Here is a 20,481-nt window from a genome sequence, read left to right as displayed (position 1 = left end):
CCAGCGCTCTAGAGGCAGCGGCTGCGGCTGCCAAAGCCCAAATGGAGATGGCCGGCAACGCAGCTACAGATATCAAATTCTGCGGCGTTGATGACCCCACGTGCGAGGCTTGTCAGTAATGGCGATCGCCTCGCAGATGACACTGCGATGCGACTGAACAACACAAGTTTTCTGTGAACTGCTTGATTGCTTTTCAATTTAATCCACTGCTCTCATAATCTGCTGATTGGAATTTTTTATGTTGTCCTGGGAAGAAGAAATCAAGCCCGTATCGGCGTCGAATTTCGCACGCAATCCGCCTGACAGCGTTGGCCTTGCACAGGCGTCTCTCGCTCCGGCTTTTGCGTCAAACCCGGTGACTGCCGAAGCAGTACAGGCTAGCAGTACGAGCTCAGGTGGCCGGCGAGTGAATGCCTCTGACAAGCGCATCATCAACGGCCAGACCGACGTCAATCAGCTCGTACCCTTTAAGTACAAGTGGGCTTGGGAAAAGTATCTGGCCACTTGCGCCAACCATTGGATGCCACAGGAAGTCAACATGACGCGTGACATCGCGTTATGGAAAGACCCGAACGGATTGACCGAGGACGAGCGGCGCATCGTCAAACGCAATCTCGGTTTCTTTGTGACGGCAGACTCTTTGGCGGCCAACAACATCGTGTTGGGAACCTATCGCCACATCACGGCGCCCGAGTGCCGCCAGTTTTTGCTGCGTCAGGCTTTCGAAGAAGCCATTCACACCCACGCTTACCAGTACATCGTGGAATCCTTGGGGCTGGACGAATCTGAGATCTTCAATGCTTACAACGAAGTCCAGTCCATCCGCGACAAAGATGAGTTCCTGATTCCTTTTATCTCGGCCATCATGGATCCGCACTTCCATACCGGGACCCCAGAGACCGATCAAACGCTGCTGAAGTCGTTGATTGTTTTTGCCTGCCTGATGGAAGGCTTGTTTTTCTACGTCGGCTTCACTCAGATTCTGGCACTAGGCCGCCAGAACAAGATGACCGGTGCGGCAGAGCAGTACCAGTACATCCTGCGTGATGAGTCCATGCACTGCAACTTCGGAATCGACTTGATCAACCAACTCAAGCTCGAGAACCCGCACCTTTGGACGCCGGAGTTCAAGGCCGAAATCAAGGTGCTTTTTGAGAAGGCCGTGGAATTGGAGTACCGATACGCCGAAGACACCATGCCCCGTGGCGTGTTGGGCATGAACGCGTCGATGTTCAAGGGCTACCTGCGCTACATCGCTAACCGCCGGGCCACCCAAATCGGGCTTGAGGCACTTTTCCCCAACGAGGAAAACCCGTTCCCCTGGATGAGTGAAATGATCGACCTGAAGAAGGAACGTAACTTCTTCGAAACGCGTGTTATCGAGTACCAGTCCGGCGGCGCGCTGTCCTGGGATTAATCCACTCGTCATGCTGACCCAGCTTCCGCCTCCCGTCCACTGCCTATTGCAGAGCGATTTGGGTCGGCGACACCGCGTTCATGCCAATGGGCTCAGCCCCATTGGCATGAATCACTTTCTGCCACCAACGATGCAGAAAGTGCTCTTTGCACCTTGATCAAGGAGAACACAAATGGCAACTGCAAAAAAACCGGCCGCAAAAAAGGCTGCTCCCGTGAAGAAGGCTGCTCCAGCGAAGAAAGCTGTAGCGGCAAAGAATGCCGCTCCCGCCAAGAAGGCAGCAGCTCCTGCGAAAAAAGCAGCAGCTCCCGCTAAAAAGGCAGTAGTAGCAAAGAAGGCCGCTCCCGCCAAGAAGGCAGCAGCTCCTGCGAAAAAAGCAGCAGCTCCTGCGAAAAAAGCAGCAGCTCCCGCTAAAAAGGCAGTAGTAGCAAAGAAAGCCGCTCCCGCCAAGAAGGCAGCAGCTCCCGCTAAAAAGGCTGCTGCCAAGAAGGCTGCGAAAGCGCCTGCCGCAAAGCCTGCCGCTGCGGCGCAGACCACGCTCAACCCTCAGGCTGCGTGGCCTTTCCCCACTTCCAGCAAGCCCTAATCAGGTAGCTTGAAAGTAAAAAGCCCGGTGCCCTAGGCCCGGGCTTTTTTTTCATCTGGCGCAGCGGGGGCTCAATTACTTAAGGGTAAAAAGCGAGCAGACGGTAACCGGAAATCCGCTCCGCCGCATTGCCGGGTTTCACTGCAATCGGCACATTCAGATGAAAGTCCGTACCGGGCATCAGTGTGGGTCCCTTGAATCCCAAATCCTGCGCAAGGAAAACACGACGCAGCAAGCTCTGGTCTTGAAGATCAGTCAGCGTCAACTCTAGCGCGGGCGGAGCCAGGGGCACGGTACCGTTGTTCTTGATGGCCACGTGCAGCCGGTACACATCGGGCCCGAGCTTGCTGAAGGACGACCCATCAATCACCACCGCCTCGATATCGCGTAGCGGCTCTACCGTACACGACACCGCCTCACACAAAAGATTCAAGTAGGGCCGCGTCGTAGGCTCAAAGGCCGCCCAATGGTCACGCTCCTGGACCGCAATCTGCAAGAAAAACAGGGCTGAGAGCGCCAAGGCCATCAGGCTTAGGAAGATGCGAACTCCGGTGCGGCGCCACACACCGGCACTGGCCGCGGGGCGCATGAAAGAAAGTGGTTCGCCATCGGCTGCATGGGTCGCTTCCAGCGAAGGCTTGTCAGCCTGCAGGTAACGGGGCTCTGCCGAACTCACCTCGCCAAAATACGGATCGGCGGCAGCACCCTGAGGCGGCGCCTCGCTATCCGCGCCAGACGGCTGCGCTAGCGCCTTAGGGCTTTGCATCAGAAAGTCATCAATTGGCGCGGCATCCTGAGCAAGGTGCTCGAGCGATGGCTCCACCTTCCCCACTGGAATATCCGGCTCAGCCCGGATATCGGTTTTTTCCTCAGGCGTAAATTTCAGCGAGGCTGCCCAGTCCGGGTCGGGGCTGAATGCCTCCACCGGCGAGCGGTCTTCTTCAGGCTCGTCGTCTACCAACGGGTCGGACGTGAGCTGCGCATTGGCATCGAAGACCTCGTCGCACTGGCCGCAGCGCACCCAACCGTCGGAAATGCGAAGCTGGTCGGGCACGACCTTGAACATCGTGGAGCAGGCCGGGCATTGGGTGATCAAGCTCATTGCGTCACATTGTAGGGGGCGCAATTTCCGGGCGCGGGCTTGCCACCGTCAGGCGATGGCAGTCATCAGAATCCAGCCGTCCTCAGTGTCGGCAACAGCCAACTTGCAGTGCGGGGCATAAGCGGCGATCAGCTCGTCGGCCTGCCGCTCCAGAATGCCCGCCAGCACGAGATGACCGCCGGGCCTCACATGCGAGCACAACAATGGGGCCAATACCTTTAGAGGGGTAGCCAGAATATTGGCAAGCACCAGATCAAACTCGCCGATGGCAGCCTCAGGCAGGCCGGCAGCAAGTTGCACTTGATTCGCCCCGGCGTTCAGAATGGTCGAGTCCACCGCCGCCTGGTCGATGTCGACTGCGATGACTTCGCTAGCGCCAAACTTGGCTGCACCTATGGCCAGAATACCGGAGCCGCAGCCGTAGTCCAGTACGCGGCCGGGGCCGCCCTGGGCTGCAATCCAGCGCAGGCACATGCGGGTGGTGGGGTGGGTGCCGGTACCGAAGGCCAGCCCGGGGTCGAGCCGGATGATCTGGCGTGCCTGTGCTGGCGGTTCATGCCAGGTCGGCACGATCCAGAATTCGGACGTGATCTCGACCGGTGCAAACTGCGACTGCGTCAATCGCACCCAATCCTGGTCTTCCAGAACGTCAATACCCAACAGGCTGCAGCCCGCGAAAAAATCCTGCGCGGATAAAAGCTTGGCCGCTTCTTCGGCCGCCAGCCGCTCTGCAAAAAGGGCAATCACCCGGGAGCGCTGCCACCCGCCTTTGGGCGGCGGCATGCCGGGCTCGCCAAACAACGCCTGCTCGGCATCGGTCTGCGCATCGGCGTCTTCTACGCTCACGCTGAGCGCGTCCAGCGCGTCCAGCGCGTCGCTCAGCTGCTCGACTCGGTCCTCAGGACACATTAGACGCAGTTCGAACATGGGCGCCTTATCGCTTGTGCTGATCCAGCCAGTGCTCGAGGTAATGGATATTGGTGCCACCTGCCATGAATTTGGCGTCCACCATCAGCTCACGGTGCAGTGGAATATTGGTGTGAATGCCTTCCACCACGGTCTCGGCCAAGGCAGTACGCATGCGGGCCATAGCCTGTTCGCGGGTGTCTCCGTGAACAATGATCTTGCCCACCATGGAGTCGTAGTTCGGTGGCACAAAATAGTTGGTATAGACGTGCGAGTCCACCCGCACGCCGGGGCCGCCGGGCGCGTGCCACATCGTGACCCGCCCGGGGGACGGGGTGAACTTGAAGGGGTCTTCAGCATTCACCCGGCACTCGATGGCGTGGCCCCGCAGCACAATGTCCCGCTGAACAAAAGGCAGGCGCTCACCGGCGGCCACCATGATCTGGGTTTTCACGATGTCAATACCGGTGACCATTTCAGTAACCGGATGCTCCACCTGAACCCGCGTGTTCATCTCGATAAAGTAGAACTCGCCGTCTTCGTACAAGAACTCAAAGGTACCGGCACCGCGGTAACCCATCTTTTTGCAGGCCGCCACGCAGCGGTCGCCCACGCGCTCGATGAGCTTGCGCAGAATGCCGGGTGCGGGCGACTCCTCCAGCACCTTCTGGTGGCGTCGCTGCATCGAGCAATCGCGCTCGCCCAGGTACACCGCATTTTTGTACTTGTCAGCCAGCACCTGGATTTCAATGTGGCGCGGGTTCTGGAGGAATTTCTCCATGTACACCGCCGGGTTGTTGAATGCAGCGCCGGCCTCGGCCTTGGTCATCTGCACAGCAGCCACCAGCGCCGCTTCGGTATGCACCACCCGCATGCCGCGCCCGCCGCCGCCGCCGGCCGCCTTGATGATGACCGGATAACCGATCGTCTTGGCGATGCGCTTTATCGCAACCGGATCGTCGGGCAACTCGCCCTCGGAGCCGGGCACGCAAGGCACGCCGGCACGGATCATGGCCTGCTTGGCGGAGACCTTGTCGCCCATCATTCGGATAGATTCGGGCGTGGGCCCGATGAACTGAAAGCCGCTCTTCTCGACGCGCTCGGCAAAGTCGGCGTTTTCGCTCAAAAAGCCGTAGCCCGGATGGATCGCCTCGGCGTCGGTGACTTCGGCGGCCGAAATGATGGCAGGCATATTGAGGTAGCTTTGGCCCGAAGGCGCAGGCCCGATGCAGACCGCCTCCTCTGCGAGCTTGACGTACTTGGCTTCGCGGTCCGCCTCGGAATACACCATGACGGCCTTGATACCCAACTCGCGGCAGGCGCGCTGAATGCGCAGCGCAATCTCTCCCCGGTTGGCGACCAGAATTTTCTTGAACATGGGCACAGTGTCTTATTCGATGATGAACATGGGTTGGCCGTATTCGACAGCCTGCCCGTTTTCACACAGCATTTGCTTCACAGTGCCCGATTTGTCAGCCTCGATCTCGTTGAGGATCTTCATGGCCTCGATGATGCAGATGGTGTCGCCCTCCTTGACCGCATCGCCTACCTCGACGAAAGGCTTGGCGCCGGGAGACGACGACCGGTAGAAAGTGCCCACCATGGGGGACTTGACGGTGTGGCCGGCGGGAGCGGCAACCGCCGCCGGTGCTGCAATCTCGGCGGGCGGGGCTGCAGGCGCAGCCGTTGGGGCCGGGGCGGCATAAACAGGCGCCGGGGCGTACCCCTGAACCATGGCGCCGCCGCCCTTCACGATGCGGACTTTGCCTTCAGCCTCGGTAATTTCCAGCTCCGACACATTCGACTCGGACACCAAATCGATCAGGGTTTTGAGTTTTCGCAAGTCCATGGGGTCTCCAACAACTGACATTTATAGAGCGGTGAATTTACAGCAAAACGCAGCCAATTGACTATAACTCCACCCAAAAGCAGGGAATTGAATGGAAGACTATGGCCAAACAGGGCCCGCAAGGGGCCGGGGGACGGTCGCTTTTGCCAAGCCGACCAGTGGGAAAACCCTATTTTACCGCAACCCACGATGCCAGATCGGCCTCGCTCACCCGGCCCATCTTGCGCTGCGCAATGGCGCCGTCCGCTGCCACCAGCACTGAAAAAGGCAGCCCTCCGGTCGCGTTACCCAGCGACCGGCCCAGCTCAACGCCATCCATTCCAGCCAGCGCTACGGTGAATCCCAGCGGCAACTTGGCCAAAAAAGACAGAACAGCGTCTTTGCGATCCACCGCCAGGCCCAGCACCTGCGCGCCGCCACTGCCCTGCTCCCGGGCAAAGCGGTCCAGCAGGGGCAGCTCCTCGACACAAGGAGGGCACCAGGTGGCCCAGAAGTTAATCAGCAGCGGCCTGCCCTTGAATTGCGCCATCGCCACCGGCGTATCCTGCGGGCTTTGCCATATCAGGGCCCAAAAGCCCGGCACCGGCTCGGCCACCGGCGCGCCCGTCGCCCCCCCGGCGCCGCCCCGTTGCCACAAAGACAGGCCCACTCCGGCGGCGCTGGCCACACCCGCCGCAACACCCGCCGCCGCACCCCACACCAGCAGGCCTCGCCGGCCCGAGCTCGGGGCTTGGGGCTCCGCCCGCTCGCCAGGCCCCGGATGATTATCGTTATCACTCATCATCTTCCTTCAAAAGTTTATCTACTGCCGCGATATTCCCCCTCGGGGCGCGCCCCCGCGCGTCGGGCTGCAGCGCTCCGCGTACATCGTCGAGGTCATTGATCAGCAAATGCACCCCCACATGCTCGCCCAGCGGCTCACACAGCGCGTGGATGCTGAGTGCATCCACCATCTCGCCTTGCAGCCCCGGCACCGAGCGCACCTCGAACCGAACGCCGCGGTCAATCAAGCTTATCTCCGCCGATTTGGGGTCATCACAAAACAACTGCAGATAAATATCTGACCGTCGAGTTGCCGTACCCCGCCAGACCGCACCGCCCAGGTACGGGCGGAACATCTCGAGCCGCCGCATCCACTGCAGCGCCAGCTCCCGCAGCGCTCGCAGCTCCTCAGCCTGACTCTCGGCACAAAAAATGGAAATGTATTCCTCCACTGCAGCGTCAACCTGGTCGTTGTCTGGCAAGGCCGCTCGAGCAGGCACGCCCAACTGCTTGACCGCGCGCCGCTTGGCGGGGCCGTACTCCAGCCCCTCTTCCACCACGAGGCGGGCGGCGGCGGCCGCTATTTCTTCCTTCAGGTCGTCCATGGCTGCATTGTGCCTGCGGCATACGGCGCAGCCGGTGCCTGGGGATGCTCTGCTTTTCATAGCGACTCACGCATATTCCACGAGGGCAAAGTGCTGAAATCATGCCCAAAAAACCGGCTGCAGTGGCCCGTAGAATAGCCGGCATGCATATTCACATTCTGGGCATTTGCGGGACTTTCATGGGCGGCTTGGCCGCTTTGGCGCGCGAAGCAGGCCACCAAGTCACCGGCTGCGACGCGGGCGTTTACCCCCCGATGAGCGACCAGCTACGCGCCCTCGGAATCGATTTGGTGGAGGGATTTGGCGCCGACCAAATGGCGCTCCAGCCCGATATGTTTGTCATCGGCAACGTGGTGAGTCGCGCGCGCCTGCCCGACGGCAGCCCCAAATTTCCGCTGATGGAGGCGATTCTGGACGCCGGCGCGCCCTACACCAGCGGGCCGCAGTGGCTGGCCGAACACGTTTTGCAAGGTCGCCATGTGTTGGCGGTTGCAGGTACCCACGGCAAAACCACCACCACCAGCATGCTGGCCTGGGTGCTGGACTACGCGGGTTTACAGCCGGGATTTCTGGTGGGCGGCGTCCCGCTGAACTTTGGCATTTCGGCAAGGCTTGGCAGCGATAGGAGTGGCGCAGAGGCTGCGCCCCCTGCTTTTCCCCCCCGACCCCTCTTTGTCATTGAAGCCGACGAATACGACACCGCCTTCTTCGACAAGCGCAGCAAGTTCGTCCACTACCGCCCTCGCACCGCCATCCTGAACAACCTCGAGTTCGACCACGCGGACATTTTTGATGACCTGGCGGCGATTGAGCGGCAGTTTCACCATCTGGTGCGCACGGTCCCGGCCGGCGGGCGTGTGGTGGTCAACGGGCTGGAGGAAAGCCTCACCCGGGTGCTGCACATGGGCTGCTGGAGTGAGCAGCAAAGCTTTGGCACCGCGGTAAGCGATTTTTCGGCGGTGGGCGAACCGCACGACTTTGCGGTGCTGCACCAGGGCCGGGAAGTGGCGCGCGTGCAGTGGGGGCTGAACGGTATGCACAACCAGCTCAACGCGCTGGCCGCCATTGCCGCGGCGCAGCATGTGGGCGTGTCGCCCGCGCTGGCGGCTGAGGCTTTGGGCCGGTTTGTCAATGTGAAGCGCCGCATGGAAGTGCGCGCCCGCGCGCCGCTGGCATCGCAACCCGGCAGCGCGCCGGTGACGATTTACGACGACTTCGCCCATCACCCCACCGCCATCCGCACCACCGTCAACGGCCTGCGCCGCCAAGTGGCAGACGGGCGGATCCTGGCGGTGTTCGAGCCGCGATCCAACACCATGAAACTCGGCGCCATGAAAAGCCAGCTGCCGTGGAGCCTGGAAGAAGCCGACCTGGCCTTTTGCCACAGCGGCGGGCTGGGCTGGGACGCGGCCGAGGCGCTGTCACCCATGGGCGCCCGCGCGCAGGTGGGCGAGAGCATTGAAGTGGTGCTGGGCCAGGTGGCCGCGGCGCTGCAGCCGGGTGACCATGTGCTGTGTATGAGCAATGGCGGCTTTGGCGGCATCCACGCCAGGCTCAGCCGGCTGCTACAAACTTCGTAGCTGTTCGCGCAATAACCACGGGCGAAAACAGCACTTTTGACCTGCAAACCTATGCAAAGCGACCCGAACTTTCAGCTGCGCCTGCCCGAAGGCGCGCAATTTGCCGACCTGCAGCTGCGCCGCTGCGACAACGAGGCCATCGACATGGACATGGACCTGGTGGAGTGCATCTGCAAGCTCAACCAGTGGGACGTGGCCAAGGTCTGCGAGAACCCGGGCCCGGTGATCAGCACCATCCTGAGCGTCTGGTACAAAACCCACCTGGCCGGCGGCGGCACGCCGGACGCGGTGATGGAGTCGCTGCGGGCGCCCCCCGCGCTGCAATAAGGCAAAAAAAGCGGGCCCGAAGGCCCGCCGGTCTGAGGCAGGCTGGCGCTTGGCGCGCAGCCCGTGCCGAATCGCTTTACGCTGCGCGACGCGCCTTGACGGCCGCGGACAACACCTCCAAGGAGGCGAGCGAGTCATCCCAGCCCAGGCAAGCGTCGGTGATGCTTTTGCCGTATTCCAGCGCGGAGGCGTCGTCCTTGCCTGGGGTGAACTTCTGCGCGCCGGCGTTGAGGTGGCTCTCCACCATCACACCGAACACGCTTCTGGAGCCGCCGCTGATCTGGGAGGCAATGTCCTTGGCAACATCCAGCTGCTTTTCGTGCTGCTTGCTGCTGTTGGCATGGCTGCAGTCCACCATCAGGGTTGGCGGCAGATTGGCCCGGGCCAGGTCGGCGCAGGCGGCGGCTACGCTGGCGGCGTCGTAGTTCGGCGCCTTGCCGCCGCGCAAAATCACGTGGCAGTCGGGGTTGCCGTGGGTCTGGACGATGGCGACCTGGCCGTTCTTGTGCACCGACAAGAAGTGGTGCCCGCCGGCTGCCGCCTGAATCGCGTCGGTCGCGATTTTGATGTTGCCGTCGGTCCCGTTCTTGAATCCGATGGGCGCGGAAATGCCCGAGGCCAACTCGCGGTGCACCTGGCTCTCGGTGGTACGCGCGCCGATGGCGCCCCAGGAAATCAGGTCGCCGAGGTATTGGGGCGAAATCACGTCCAGAAACTCGCTGCCCGCGGGCATTCCCAGGCGGTTGATCTCAATCAGCAGCTGGCGCGCGATGCGCAGGCCCTCGTCGATGCGGTAGCTCTCATCGAGGTAGGGGTCGTTGATCAGGCCCTTCCAGCCTACGGTGGTGCGGGGCTTTTCGAAGTAGACGCGCATCACGATTTCCAGCGTATCTTTGTACTTTTCGCGCTGCGCCTTCAGGCGGCGGGCGTACTCCAGCGCGGCGGCCGGATCGTGGATGGAACAGGGACCGATGATCAGCAGCAGCCGGTCGTCCTTGCCGGACATGATGTTTTGGATGGTGCTGCGGGTCTCGGAGATCAGTGTTTCCACCGCGGTTCCGCGGATGGGGAAGAAGCGGATCAAATGTTCTGGAGGTGGCAGCACGGTAATGTCCTTGATGCGTTCGTCATCGGTCTTGCTGGTGCGGTCGGCGGGCTGCGCTTGGCCATACCAGGCGTCGCTTGCAGAGGCTTGTGCGGTCATGTCAGGTCTCCAGAGTTCAAGTTAAAAGAAGTGAAAGCAACAATAAAAAAACCGCCGGGGTTGCCGGCGGTTTTTGGAAGATTCAGGACGTTTTCTGTAGGTACGTTCAGATCTCTCGACCGCCGGTTGCGCGTGAGAACCAAAAATAGCTAAAAAAGAAGTGTGCTGAATGCATGGGCTTCAATGTAGCACAGGTTCGCGCGGCCGGCTCAGGCCGTGCCGCCCACGGTGAGTCCGTCGACGCGCAGGGTGGGCTGGCCCACACCCACCGGCACGCTCTGGCCCTCTTTGCCGCAGGTGCCCACGCCGGGGTCGAGCTTCATGTCGTTGCCGATCATCGAGACACGCTTCAAGCACTCCGGCCCGCTGCCCACCAGAGTGGCGCCCTTGACCGGGTATTGAATCTTGCCGTTTTCCACCCAATAGGCTTCGCTGGCGCTGAACACGAACTTTCCGCTGGTGATATCCACCTGACCGCCGCCGAAGTTGGGCGCATAGAGGCCCTTCTTGATGCTGGCAATGATTTCCTCGGGCGCCTTGTCGCCGCCGAGCATGTAGGTGTTGGTCATGCGCGGCATGGGCAGGTGGGCATAGCTCTCGCGGCGGCCGTTGCCGGTGGGCTTCACGCCCATCAACCGGGCGTTCATGCTGTCCTGGATGTAGCCCTTCAAAATGCCGTCCTCAATCAGCACATTGCGCTGGCTGGGGTTGCCCTCGTCGTCCACGTTGAGCGAGCCGCGGCGGTCGGCAATCGTGCCGTCGTCGAGCACGGTGACGCCCTTGGCCGCCACCCGCTGGCCCACACGCCCGCTGAAAGCGCTGCTGCCCTTGCGGTTGAAGTCGCCCTCCAAGCCGTGGCCAATGGCCTCGTGCAACAAAATGCCCGGCCAGCCGGCACCCAGCACCACCGTCATTTCGCCCGCAGGAGCGGGGCGGGAGTCGAGGTTGGTGAGCGCGGCATGCACCGCCTGGTTCACATAGTCTTCCACCTGTTCGTCGGTGAAATAGGCCAGCCCGAAACGCCCGCCGCCGCCGCTAGAGCCTGCCTCGCGGCGGCCTTTTTGCTCTGCAATCACGGTCACACTCAGGCGCACCAGGGGGCGCACGTCGGCGGCCAGCGTGCCATCGGCGCGGGCAACCAGCACCACGTCGTATTCAGCGGCCAGTCCGGCCATCACCTGAATCACGCGCGGGTCTTTCGCTCGGGCCAGCTTCTCCACCCGGCCTAGGAGCGCGACCTTGGCGGTGCTGTCCAGGGTGGCAATCGGGTCCAGCCCGGCGTAGAGCTTGCGCCCACCTGCTATCTTATGTGTAGCAGTCTTCGCACGCCGGGTCTGCGCTGCAGCCGAAATAGTGCGCACTGTGCGGGCCGCGTCCAGGAGCGATGCGTCGGAAATGTCGTCCGAATACGCAAACGCCGTTTTTTCACCGCTGACCGCACGCACGCCCACGCCCTGGTCGATGCTGAAGGAACCGGTCTTGACGATGCCCTCTTCCAGACTCCAGCCCTCTGAGCGGGTGTATTGGAAGTAGAGGTCCGCCTCGTCGACCTGGTGGGCCTTGATTTCACCCAGCGCGCGGATGAGGTGACTCTCATCCAGCCCGAAGGGGGTGAGCAGCAGGGACTTGGCCGTGGCCAGGCGTTCGATGGTGGGTTCACGAGAAATCATGAAGCCATTCTAGGCCCGCGCCCCAAACCCTTGCATCGGCCGGTTCTTCGCACAGGCGATGGCGCCTCAGCTCTGCACCAGCCGCTTGGAATTGGAAATCGAAAACAGAATGCCCAGAGCCAGCCCCAGCGTGACCATGGCGGTGCCGCCGTAACTGATGAACGGCAGTGGAACCCCCACCACCGGGAGGATGCCGCTGACCATGCCCATGTTCACAAACGCATAGGTGAAAAAGATCATGGTCGCAGCCCCCGCGAGCAGTCGGGAAAACAGGGTGGGTGCCTCCAGCGCAATGGCCAGCCCCCGCATGATCAGGAACACAAAGGCGCCGATCAGGACAGCATTGCCCAGCAGCCCGAATTCTTCGGAAAAGGCCGCGAAAATAAAGTCGGTGGTGCGCTCGGGAATGAACTCCAGGTGCGTCTGCGTTCCCTGCATAAAGCCCATGCCCAGCACGCCGCCGGAGCCGATGGCGATCATGCCCTGAATGATGTGAAAGCCCTTGCCCAGCGGGTCTCGCGAGGGGTCCAGCAGGGTGCAGATGCGCTGCTGCTGGTAGTCGTGCAAAACCGGCCAGCGCGCGCCGTCGGCACAGAGCTGCGGCTCGAAGAACACAAGCAAAAACACCCCCAGCACCCCGATGACCAGTGGCGGGATGACCAGCTTCCAGCTCATGCCGGCGAAAAATATCACCGACATACCGGCCGCCAGTACCAAGAGGGCGGTGCCCAGGTCGGGCTGCTTCATGATCAGCCCCACCGGAACAGCCAGCAGTACGCCGGCCACCACAAAGTCCAGCGCCCGCAGTTGCCCCTCGCGCTTCTGGAACCACCAGGCCAGCATCAGCGGCATCGCGATTTTGAGAATCTCACTGGGCTGGATGACCACGCCCACATTCACCCAGCGCTGGGCGCCTTTTTTGGTAATACCGAACACCGCCACCGCAATCAAGAGCGCCACGCCCACCATATAGAGCGGCACGGCCACCATCATCAGGCGCTGCGGCGGCACCTGCGCCACCACAAACATGATGGCGCCAGCGATCAGCATGTTGCGGGCATGGTCGGCGAAACGGGTGCCGTGGTCGTAGCCCGAGGAATACATGATCAGCAGCCCCGCGCTGGCCAGCATGAACACCGCGAAGGCCAGCGGCCCGTCAAACCCCGCAAACCAGGGCGCGATACGCTTGCGCAGCGAGACTCTTCCGAAACGATAAGACATGGACCCGATTATCCCCAAGCCCACCATGACCGGCACTTCCATCACCCACCTGCTCTACCTGCACGGCTTTCGCTCCTCGCCGCAGTCGCACAAGGCCCGGCAGATGGCGGCCTATATGGCGCAGCACCACCCGGCCGTGCACTGGTGGTGTCCCCAGTTGCCGCCTTCACCGCGTGAGGCCATGACGCTTTTATTAGACGGAATTTCAGCCTGGCCGCGGGACCGCATGGCCGTGGTCGGTTCCTCGCTGGGCGGCTTTTATGCCACCCACATCGCCGAGGCCACGGGTTGCCTGGCCATGCTGATCAACCCGGCGGTCGACCCCGCGCGCGATCTGGGACGCTACATCGGCGAGAACCACCAGTGGCATGCCCCCGCGGAGCGCTTTTTCTTTTTGCCCCACTATGTGCAGGAGCTGCGCGACCTGCAGGCCGGGGTCCTCCGTGAGCCCGCGCGCTACCGGACCCTGATTGCCAAGGGCGACGAGGTATTGGACTGGCGCGAGATGCATGCCCGTTACGCCCACACGAGCGTCACCGTGACCGAGGGCGGCGACCATGCCTTCACCGGTTTTGAGGCCTTTTTGCCCGATTTCGCCGCCTTCATGGGTCTGCCGGCGGCGGCCTGATGCGCCACGGGCGCGCCGTCTGCAGGGCCGGCAAGAATTACAGGGACAATCCAACTTATGTTTTTATTGTTTGAAGAAGCCGGAAAATTCATGGCCGGCCGCCTGCTCTCGCAGGCTGACGCCTCCGCGCAGGTGGAGCTGGACTCGGGCAAGCGGGTCAAGGTCAAGGCCGCCAACTTTTTGATCCAGTTTGAGAAGCCCGCGCCGGCGGAGTTCATTGCCGCCGCGCAAGCCCAGGCCGGTGCCATTGATCTGGACATGGCCTATGAATTTGCGCCGGATGACGAGTTCGGCTTTGCCGACCTGGCCCGGGACTATTTTTCGGCACAGGCCAGCCAAGCAGAACAGGCGGGCATGCTGTTCAAGCTCTTTGAGACGCCGCACTACTTCCGCCGCGCGGGCAAGGGCCGCTTCAAAAAAGCCCCGGCCGACGTGATTGCCCAGGCCCTGGCCGCCATCGAAAAGAGGCGCCTGCTGGCCGAGCAAATCGCGCAATGGGCGCTCGACCTGGCAGCCGGCAGATGCCCGCAGCCGGTGCAGGACCAGCTCTACAAGATTCTCTTCAAGCCCGACAAAAACGCGCCCGAATACAAGGCCGTGGTGGAAGCCAGCCGCGCCACCCATATCGCACCTCTTGAGTTGCTGCAAAAGGCTGGCGCGATTGCCTCGCCCTACCAGTTCCACTGGAAGCGCTTTGTGCTGGAGAACTTTCCCAAAGGCACCGGCTTTGCCGCCATTGCCGCGCCGGCCATTGCCGACGCGCTGCCGCTGGCCGCGGTTCAGGCCTATTCGATTGACGACTCCCAGACCACCGAAATCGACGACGCGCTGAGCGTGCAGGGCCTGGGCAGCGGCGTGGTAACCGTGGGCATTCACATTGCCGCGCCGGCGCTGGCGGTGCAACCCGGCAGCCCGGTCGATGTGCTGGGCCGCGCCCGCCTGTCTACTGTCTACATGCCCGGACACAAAATCACCATGCTGCCTGACGAGGTGGTGCAAACCTACACCCTGCAGGAGGGCCGGGACTGCCCCGCGGTGTCGCTGTATGTGCGCTTTGACGAGGCGAGCTTGGACATTCTGGGCAGCGAGACCCGGCTGGAGCGGGTGCCCATTGCCCACAACCTGCGCCACGACCAGCTCGATGCGGTGGTGACTGAGGCCTGGCTCCAAGACCCGTCTTTTGAGCATGAAAACACGCCTCAGCCATTGCCGGTATTGCGCGAGCAGCTATCATTTTTGCACCGGCTGGCGCGCGATCTGAAGGCCAGGCGCGAAGTGGTGCGCGGCAAGCCTGAGACCTTCAGCCGGCCGGACTACAACTTCCGGCTGCACCGCGACGAATCACTTCCCGACGGGCCTCCGCAGGGCGATGAGACCGTGCGCATCAGCATCCGCCAGCGCGGCGCGCCACTGGATTTGATCGTTGCCGAGACCATGATTCTGGCCAACAGCACCTGGGGCGCATGGATGGCCGAGCAGGGCGTGCCCGCCATCTACCGCAGCCAGGCCAGCCTGGCGCCGGGCGTCAAGGTGCGCATGGGCACCAAGGCGCTGCCCCACGCGGGTATCGGTGTGCCCAGCTACGCCTGGTCCACCTCGCCGCTGCGCCGCTACACCGATCTGGTCAACCAGTGGCAGATCATTGCCTGCGCGCGCCACGGCAAGACAGCCGCGCTGGTGGCCCCCTTCAAGCCCAAGGATGCCGAGCTGTTCGCCATCATCTCGTCGTTTGACGCGGCCTACAGCGCCTACAACGGCTTTCAGGGCGCGATGGAGCGCTTCTGGACGCTGCGCCATGTGCAGCAGCTGGGCCTGACCGAGCTCACCGCCAGCCTGTTCAAAGACGGCATGGTGCGGGCCGACGACATTCCGCTGGTGCTGCCGGTGCTGGGTGCGCAGGGCCTGCCGCGCCACGCCAAGGTGCGGGTCAAGCTCGGCGAGATTGACCTCATCACCCTGGACGTACAGGGCACGGTCATCGAGCGCCTGGACACCCCGGCTGATGCCGACCATGATGCGCAAAATAGCGCGCCGGACGCGGAAGAAGATGGCGACGATGAGGTGGCCGGCCCGCTGGCCATTGCCGTCGACGTGAACGAGGCGCCCGCCACCGGCGCAGAACCCGCCGCCCCGTGAACCTGCGACGCCTGACCACACTGCAATGGGCCTTGGCTGTATCGATTGCGGTGCATGCGATGCTGCTGACCATCCGTTTTGTGGATCCGCAGTCCTTCAACCGTGTATTCGAAGACCTCCCGCTGGAGGTGATTCTGGTCAACACCAAAAGCCAGGAAAAGCCCGAAAAGGCGCAGGCCATCGCGCAGACCAGCCTGGCCGGTGGAGGCGAAGCCGCTCAGGGCCGAGCCACCAGCCCGCTGCCCCCCTCGGCGCTCACCGATCTGGGCGACACGCTGGAAAACGAAAGCGCCCGCCAGCTGAAAAGTCTCCAAACGCAGCAGAACCTGCTGCTCGCGCAGGTCAGAAGCCAGCTCGCCGCCCTGCCCCCGCCCGACCCGCGCAAAGCAGCCGACCAGGCGGCTGAAGCCGAGCGCGAGGAAAGACGCCAGCAACTCATCAAGCTGCTCGCCGAGATCGAGCGCCGCATCAACCAGGAGAACGCGCGGCCCAAGAAACGCTACGTCAGCCCGGCGGTGCGTGAAGAGGTGTACGCGGTCTATTACGACCAGCTTCGGCAGGCGATTGAGGACAAGGGCACCAACAACTTTCCGCAAAGCCAGGGCAAGAAGCTCTATGGCGAGCTGACCATGATCGTCACCGTCAATTTTGATGGCCGGGTGCTGGACACCGAAATCGTGCAAAGCTCGGGCACCCCCATCCTCGACAAGCGGGCGCAGGCGATTGCCCGCTCTGCCGGCCCCTTCGGCAGGTTCAGCCCAGCCATGCGCCGGCAGGCCGACCAGATTCTGGTGGTCTCGCGCTTTAAGTTCACCCGCGATGAGACACTCGAAGCCGATGTATCTTCGTCTGCACGATGACATCCAAAGCCCGCCCACCTTCCCGTTCGCTTTACGGTTCGCCCTCCGGCTCGATGTTCCAGTCCGGGCTGCGACTGCTGCTGCTCTTTGCACTGGCCTTTGCGGCGCTGCAGGTGTATTTTGTGGGGCGCATCGCCGCCATGGCGGTGATTGCTCCGCAATCGACCGCCTTTCAGCGTTCGGAAGTCTGGCGCGTGGCCAGCCAGACCGGAGCGCTTCCGTGGCGGCAGGAGTGGGTGGCTTACGGACAGATGTCCGATGCGCTCAAGCGCGCCGTGATCGCCTCCGAGGACGACGGCTTCAGCCGACATGACGGTGTCGACTGGGACGCCCTGGAAAAAGCCTGGTCCAAGAACGCCAAAGCGGAGCGACAGGCCGAGCGGCGCGCAGAGAAGCTGGCAGAGTCCGGCCGGCCGGCCAAGCCACCCAAGATAGTCGGAGGATCCACCATCACCCAGCAGCTCGCCAAGAACCTGTTTTTGTCCGGCGAGCGCACGCTGCTGCGCAAGGGCCAGGAATTCGTATTGACCCTGTTGCTGGAGCAGCTGCTCAGCAAGCAGCGCATCCTGGAGATTTACCTCAACAGCGTGGAGTGGGGCGAGGGCGTGTTTGGCGCAGAGGCGGCGGCGCGGCACTACTTCCGCAAACCGGCTAGCCAGCTCAGCGCCTATGAGGCGGCGCGCCTGGCGGTCATGCTGCCGCGCCCCAAGTTCTTTGAGAAGATGCCCCAGTCGGCTTACCTGAGCGCGCGGGCCGGCACCATCGTGGCCCGGATGGGCGATGCGCGCCTCCCCTGAGGCTATTTTCCATGCGAATCCTTGGCATTGACCCCGGCTTGCGTACCACCGGCTTCGGCCTGGTGGACGTAGTGGGGGCGGACGTGCGCTATGTTGCCAGCGGCACCATCGGCACCCAGCACCTGGACACCCGCGCACTGCCCGCACGGCTCAAGGTGTTGTTTGACGGCATTGGAGAGGTGGTGGCGCGCTACCAGCCCACCTGCGCCTCGGTCGAGATTGTGTTCGTGAACGTCAACCCGCAGTCCACCCTGCTGCTGGGGCAGGCGCGTGGTGCGCTGGTCACGGCGCTGGTGTGCGCCAACCTGCCGGTGGCTGAATACACCGCCCTGCAGATGAAGCAGGCGGTGGCCGGCCACGGCCGCGCCCACAAGGATCAGGTGCAGGAAATGGTCAAGCGCCTGCTCAACCTGCCCGGGCTGCCCGGGCCGGACGCAGCCGACGCGCTGGGCCTGGCGATTACCCACGCACACGCCGGCAAATCGATGGCGCTGCTCTCAGGCGCGAATGGGGTGGGGGGCGACGGTAAGGTGCACTACCGCGACGGGCGCAGCCGCTGAAGCCGGGCCCTCAGCTTTAGCAAGCCAGGTGATGCCCTGGATTACCAGGCCCGCACGGGCTGGGCAAAGCCCTGAGGCGCCTGCCGCACGTCTTCAAAGGTCACGACCTCCCAGGCCTCGGGGTGAGCCTGCAGTTCGCGCAGCAGCTTGTTGTTGAGCGCATGGCCCGAGCGGCGCGCGCTGTAGGCCGCCAGCAGGGGCTTGCCCACGATGTAGAGGTCGCCCATGGCATCCAGGATTTTGTGCTTCACGAACTCGTCGTCATAACGCAGTCCGTCGGTGTTGAGGACCTTGTAGTCATCCATGACGATCGCGTTGTCCAGCCCGCCACCGAGCGCCAGGCCGTTGGCGCGCATCATCTCCACGTCTTTGGTGAATCCGAAGGTGCGGGCGCGGGCAATGTCGCGCGAATAGCTGCCGGTGCTCAGGTCAAACTCCACCCGCTGTCCAGTGGAATCTACGGCGGGATGGTTAAAGTCGATCTCGAAGCTGAGCTTGTAGCCATGAAAGGGGTCGAGCCGCGCCCACTTGGCGTTAGCGCCCTCGCCCTCGCGCACCTCCACCGGCCGGTTGATGCGGATGAAGCGCCGCGGCGCGTTTTGCATCTCGATGCCCGCGCTTTGCAGCAGGAACACAAACGAGGCGGCCGAGCCGTCAAGGATAGGCACCTCCTCGGCGGTAATGTCGACATACAGGTTGTCCACACCAAGGCCGGCGCAGGCTGACATCAGGTGTTCCACCGTGTGCACCTTGGCGTTGCCACACGACAGCGTCGACGCCAGACGGGTGTCGGTCACCGCCTGGGCCGACACCGCAATATCCGGCGCCTGCGGCAAGTCCACCCGCCTGAACACAATGCCGGTGTCCGGCGCAGCAGGCCGCAAGGTGATCTCGACACGCTGGCCGCTGTGCAGGCCCACGCCAACGGCGCGGGTGAGGGACTTCAGGGTTCTTTGTTTAAGCACGTTGGGATTGTAAAAGTTCCCGGGAAATCCCCGACCACGTATCCGATCAATCCGCCTGCTTGCGCAGGAAGGCGGGAATCTCAATGTCTTCCATGCCGCCGGTAGACAGGGCGTCCACCTTGGCGGCTGCCTGGGTGCGGTTGTGGCGCCAGACGCTCGGGGTGGTCATGCTGCCGTAGTCGGGCTGGGCTGCTGCTGAGCCGCCGCCCAGGCTGTGGCCGGCGCCTGCGGGACTGGCCAGTGCGGTGATGGTGGGCACATGAAAGGGCACGTTATCGGTGCCGGTGCGCAGCACCTGCAGTGGGGGCGCAGTGCGGCGGGTGCCGTTGCGGCTGAGGCCGGTCGCAATCACGGTGACGCGGATTTCGTCACCCAGCGTGTCGTCGTTGGCGGTACCGTAGATCACATGGGCATCGGCCGATGCGCAGGCGCGGATGGTCTCCATCGCCACCTTGGATTCTTTGAGCTTCAGGGATCCCTTGCAGGCAGTGATCAGCACCAGCACACCCTTGGCGCCGGAGAGGTCCACGCCCTCGAGCAGCGGGCAGGCCACTGCCTGCTCGGCGGCGATGCGGGCGCGGTCAGGGCCGCTGGCGGTCGCCGTGCCCATCATGGCCTTGCCGGGTTCACCCATGACGGTGCGCACGTCTTCAAAGTCGGCGTTGATTTCGCCCTTGACGTTGATGATTTCGGCAATCCCGCCAACGGCGTTCTTCAGCACGTCGTTGGCATGGGCGAATGCGGCTTCCTGCGCCACATCTTCGTCCAACACTTGGAGCAGCTTTTCATTCAGCACCACAATGAGCGAGTCCACATTGGCTTCAAGATCCGACAAGCCGGATTCGGCATTGCTCATGCGGCGTCCGCCTTCAAAGTCGAAGGGTTTGGTCACCACGCCCACGGTCAGGATGCCCATGTCTTTGGCGACTTTGGCAATCACGGGGGCAGCGCCGGTGCCGGTGCCGCCGCCCATGCCGGCGGTGATGAAGAGCATGTGCGCGCCTTCGATGGCTTGGCGGATGGCGGCTTCAGCTTGTTCAGCGGCTTCGCGGCCCTTGTCGGGCTTGCTGCCGGCGCCAAGGCCGGTGACGCCTAGCTGAATTGTCTTGTGCGCCGAGCTGCGGCTCAGGGCCTGCGCGTCGGTGTTGGCGCAGATGAATTCCACGCCGTTCACACCGGTCACGATCATGTGCTCGACCGCGTTGCCGCCGCCGCCGCCCACGCCGATGACCTTGATCTGTGTGCCTTGGTTGAAGGTTTCTTCTTCGATCATTTCGATGCTCATGCTCTCTCTCCTTGAAACGCT

Annotated in this window: 20 protein-coding genes; 9 read left to right on the top strand and 11 right to left on the bottom strand. The window is 62.8% G+C overall.

Annotated elements, in window-relative coordinates; translation table 11 throughout:
* The first annotated feature begins 238 nt into the window (after positions 1-238).
* Positions 239-1,417, top strand: coding sequence for a ribonucleotide-diphosphate reductase subunit beta (locus Q0O05_RS00345; RefSeq protein ID WP_293659762.1), 1,179 nt, complete (start codon positions 239-241; stop codon positions 1,415-1,417).
* 172 nt (positions 1,418-1,589) lie between these two features.
* On the top strand, positions 1,590-2,003 hold the full coding sequence (locus tag Q0O05_RS00340; protein WP_293659761.1) for a histone: 414 nt from the start codon (positions 1,590-1,592) through the stop codon (positions 2,001-2,003).
* 79 nt (positions 2,004-2,082) lie between these two features.
* Here Q0O05_RS00340 and Q0O05_RS00335 read toward each other — a convergent pair whose 3' ends face one another.
* The 6 genes from Q0O05_RS00335 to Q0O05_RS00310 form a co-directional block, all read right to left on the bottom strand.
* Positions 2,083-3,105, bottom strand: coding sequence for a zinc-ribbon and DUF3426 domain-containing protein (locus Q0O05_RS00335; RefSeq protein ID WP_293659760.1), 1,023 nt, complete (start codon positions 3,103-3,105; stop codon positions 2,083-2,085).
* A gap of 48 nt (positions 3,106-3,153) precedes the next feature.
* Positions 3,154-4,032 (bottom strand): 50S ribosomal protein L11 methyltransferase, encoded by an 879-nt coding sequence (prmA, locus tag Q0O05_RS00330; protein ID WP_293659759.1) that lies wholly within the window; start codon positions 4,030-4,032, stop codon positions 3,154-3,156.
* Positions 4,033-4,039: 7 nt separating this feature from the next.
* Entirely contained in the window at positions 4,040-5,389 is a 1,350-nt protein-coding gene (accC, locus tag Q0O05_RS00325; RefSeq protein WP_293659758.1) for an acetyl-CoA carboxylase biotin carboxylase subunit, read from the bottom strand.
* 12 nt (positions 5,390-5,401) lie between these two features.
* Positions 5,402-5,860, bottom strand: coding sequence for an acetyl-CoA carboxylase biotin carboxyl carrier protein (gene accB / locus Q0O05_RS00320; RefSeq protein WP_293659757.1), 459 nt, complete (start codon positions 5,858-5,860; stop codon positions 5,402-5,404).
* A gap of 169 nt (positions 5,861-6,029) precedes the next feature.
* Positions 6,030-6,641, bottom strand: a complete 612-nt coding sequence (locus Q0O05_RS00315; protein WP_293659756.1) for a TlpA disulfide reductase family protein — start codon at positions 6,639-6,641, stop codon at positions 6,030-6,032.
* On the bottom strand, positions 6,634-7,227 hold the full coding sequence (locus Q0O05_RS00310) for a hypothetical protein (RefSeq protein WP_293659755.1): 594 nt from the start codon (positions 7,225-7,227) through the stop codon (positions 6,634-6,636). The genes Q0O05_RS00315 and Q0O05_RS00310 overlap by 8 nt, the downstream gene beginning before the upstream one ends.
* A 143-nt stretch (positions 7,228-7,370) precedes the next feature.
* Between Q0O05_RS00310 and mpl the strand changes: the two genes are divergently transcribed.
* Together mpl and Q0O05_RS00300 are read left to right on the top strand one after the other, a co-directional pair.
* A complete protein-coding gene (gene mpl, locus Q0O05_RS00305) occupies positions 7,371-8,807 on the top strand; it encodes a UDP-N-acetylmuramate:L-alanyl-gamma-D-glutamyl-meso-diaminopimelate ligase (protein ID WP_293659754.1) in 1,437 nt (478 codons plus the stop codon).
* Positions 8,808-8,858: 51 nt separating this feature from the next.
* Positions 8,859-9,134, top strand: coding sequence for a hypothetical protein (locus Q0O05_RS00300; protein ID WP_293659753.1), 276 nt, complete (start codon positions 8,859-8,861; stop codon positions 9,132-9,134).
* Between the two features lie 76 nt (positions 9,135-9,210).
* Here Q0O05_RS00300 and Q0O05_RS00295 read toward each other — a convergent pair whose 3' ends face one another.
* The 3 genes from Q0O05_RS00295 to rodA form a co-directional block, all read right to left on the bottom strand.
* Entirely contained in the window at positions 9,211-10,338 is a 1,128-nt protein-coding gene (locus tag Q0O05_RS00295; protein WP_293659752.1) for a 3-deoxy-7-phosphoheptulonate synthase, read from the bottom strand.
* 209 nt (positions 10,339-10,547) lie between these two features.
* The gene (gene tldD / locus Q0O05_RS00290; protein ID WP_293659751.1) at positions 10,548-12,008 is read right to left on the bottom strand and encodes a metalloprotease TldD; all 1,461 of its coding nucleotides are present in this window, start codon (positions 12,006-12,008) and stop codon (positions 10,548-10,550) included.
* A gap of 66 nt (positions 12,009-12,074) precedes the next feature.
* Positions 12,075-13,229, bottom strand: coding sequence for a rod shape-determining protein RodA (gene rodA / locus Q0O05_RS00285; protein ID WP_293659750.1), 1,155 nt, complete (start codon positions 13,227-13,229; stop codon positions 12,075-12,077).
* Between rodA and Q0O05_RS00280 the strand changes: the two genes are divergently transcribed.
* Genes Q0O05_RS00280 through ruvC form a run of 5 tightly spaced genes read left to right on the top strand, consistent with a single transcriptional unit; the run spans position 13,228 to position 18,210 of the window.
* Positions 13,228-13,857, top strand: coding sequence for a YqiA/YcfP family alpha/beta fold hydrolase (locus tag Q0O05_RS00280; protein WP_293659749.1), 630 nt, complete (start codon positions 13,228-13,230; stop codon positions 13,855-13,857). The two genes, rodA and Q0O05_RS00280, sit on opposite strands and share 2 nt — an antisense overlap.
* A gap of 57 nt (positions 13,858-13,914) precedes the next feature.
* Positions 13,915-15,993 (top strand): RNB domain-containing ribonuclease, encoded by a 2,079-nt coding sequence (locus Q0O05_RS00275; protein ID WP_293659747.1) that lies wholly within the window; start codon positions 13,915-13,917, stop codon positions 15,991-15,993.
* 59 nt (positions 15,994-16,052) lie between these two features.
* Entirely contained in the window at positions 16,053-16,853 is an 801-nt protein-coding gene (locus Q0O05_RS00270) for a TonB family protein (protein ID WP_293659774.1), read from the top strand.
* 53 nt (positions 16,854-16,906) lie between these two features.
* On the top strand, positions 16,907-17,650 hold the full coding sequence (gene mtgA / locus Q0O05_RS00265; protein WP_293659772.1) for a monofunctional biosynthetic peptidoglycan transglycosylase: 744 nt from the start codon (positions 16,907-16,909) through the stop codon (positions 17,648-17,650).
* Positions 17,651-17,661: 11 nt separating this feature from the next.
* The gene (ruvC, locus tag Q0O05_RS00260) at positions 17,662-18,210 is read left to right on the top strand and encodes a crossover junction endodeoxyribonuclease RuvC (protein WP_293659745.1); all 549 of its coding nucleotides are present in this window, start codon (positions 17,662-17,664) and stop codon (positions 18,208-18,210) included.
* 41 nt (positions 18,211-18,251) lie between these two features.
* On the opposite strand, the gene lpxC is transcribed toward ruvC, so the two are convergent.
* Together lpxC and ftsZ are read right to left on the bottom strand one after the other, a co-directional pair.
* Complete coding sequence (gene lpxC / locus Q0O05_RS00255) at positions 18,252-19,175, bottom strand: UDP-3-O-acyl-N-acetylglucosamine deacetylase (protein WP_293659743.1); 924 nt, start codon at positions 19,173-19,175, stop codon at positions 18,252-18,254.
* Positions 19,176-19,221: 46 nt separating this feature from the next.
* Positions 19,222-20,460 carry a cell division protein FtsZ gene (gene ftsZ, locus Q0O05_RS00250; protein ID WP_293659741.1) on the bottom strand — a complete coding sequence of 413 codons (1,239 nt, stop codon included), beginning with the start codon at positions 20,458-20,460 and terminating at the stop codon, positions 19,222-19,224.
* Positions 20,461-20,481: the final 21 nt, after the last annotated feature.

This window comes from Rhodoferax sp. OV413 (assembly GCF_945881795.1).
GTDB lineage: Bacteria > Pseudomonadota > Gammaproteobacteria > Burkholderiales > Burkholderiaceae_C > Allorhodoferax.
Note: the sequence above shows the minus strand (reverse complement) of the source record. Positions and strands in the feature narration are given on the sequence as shown.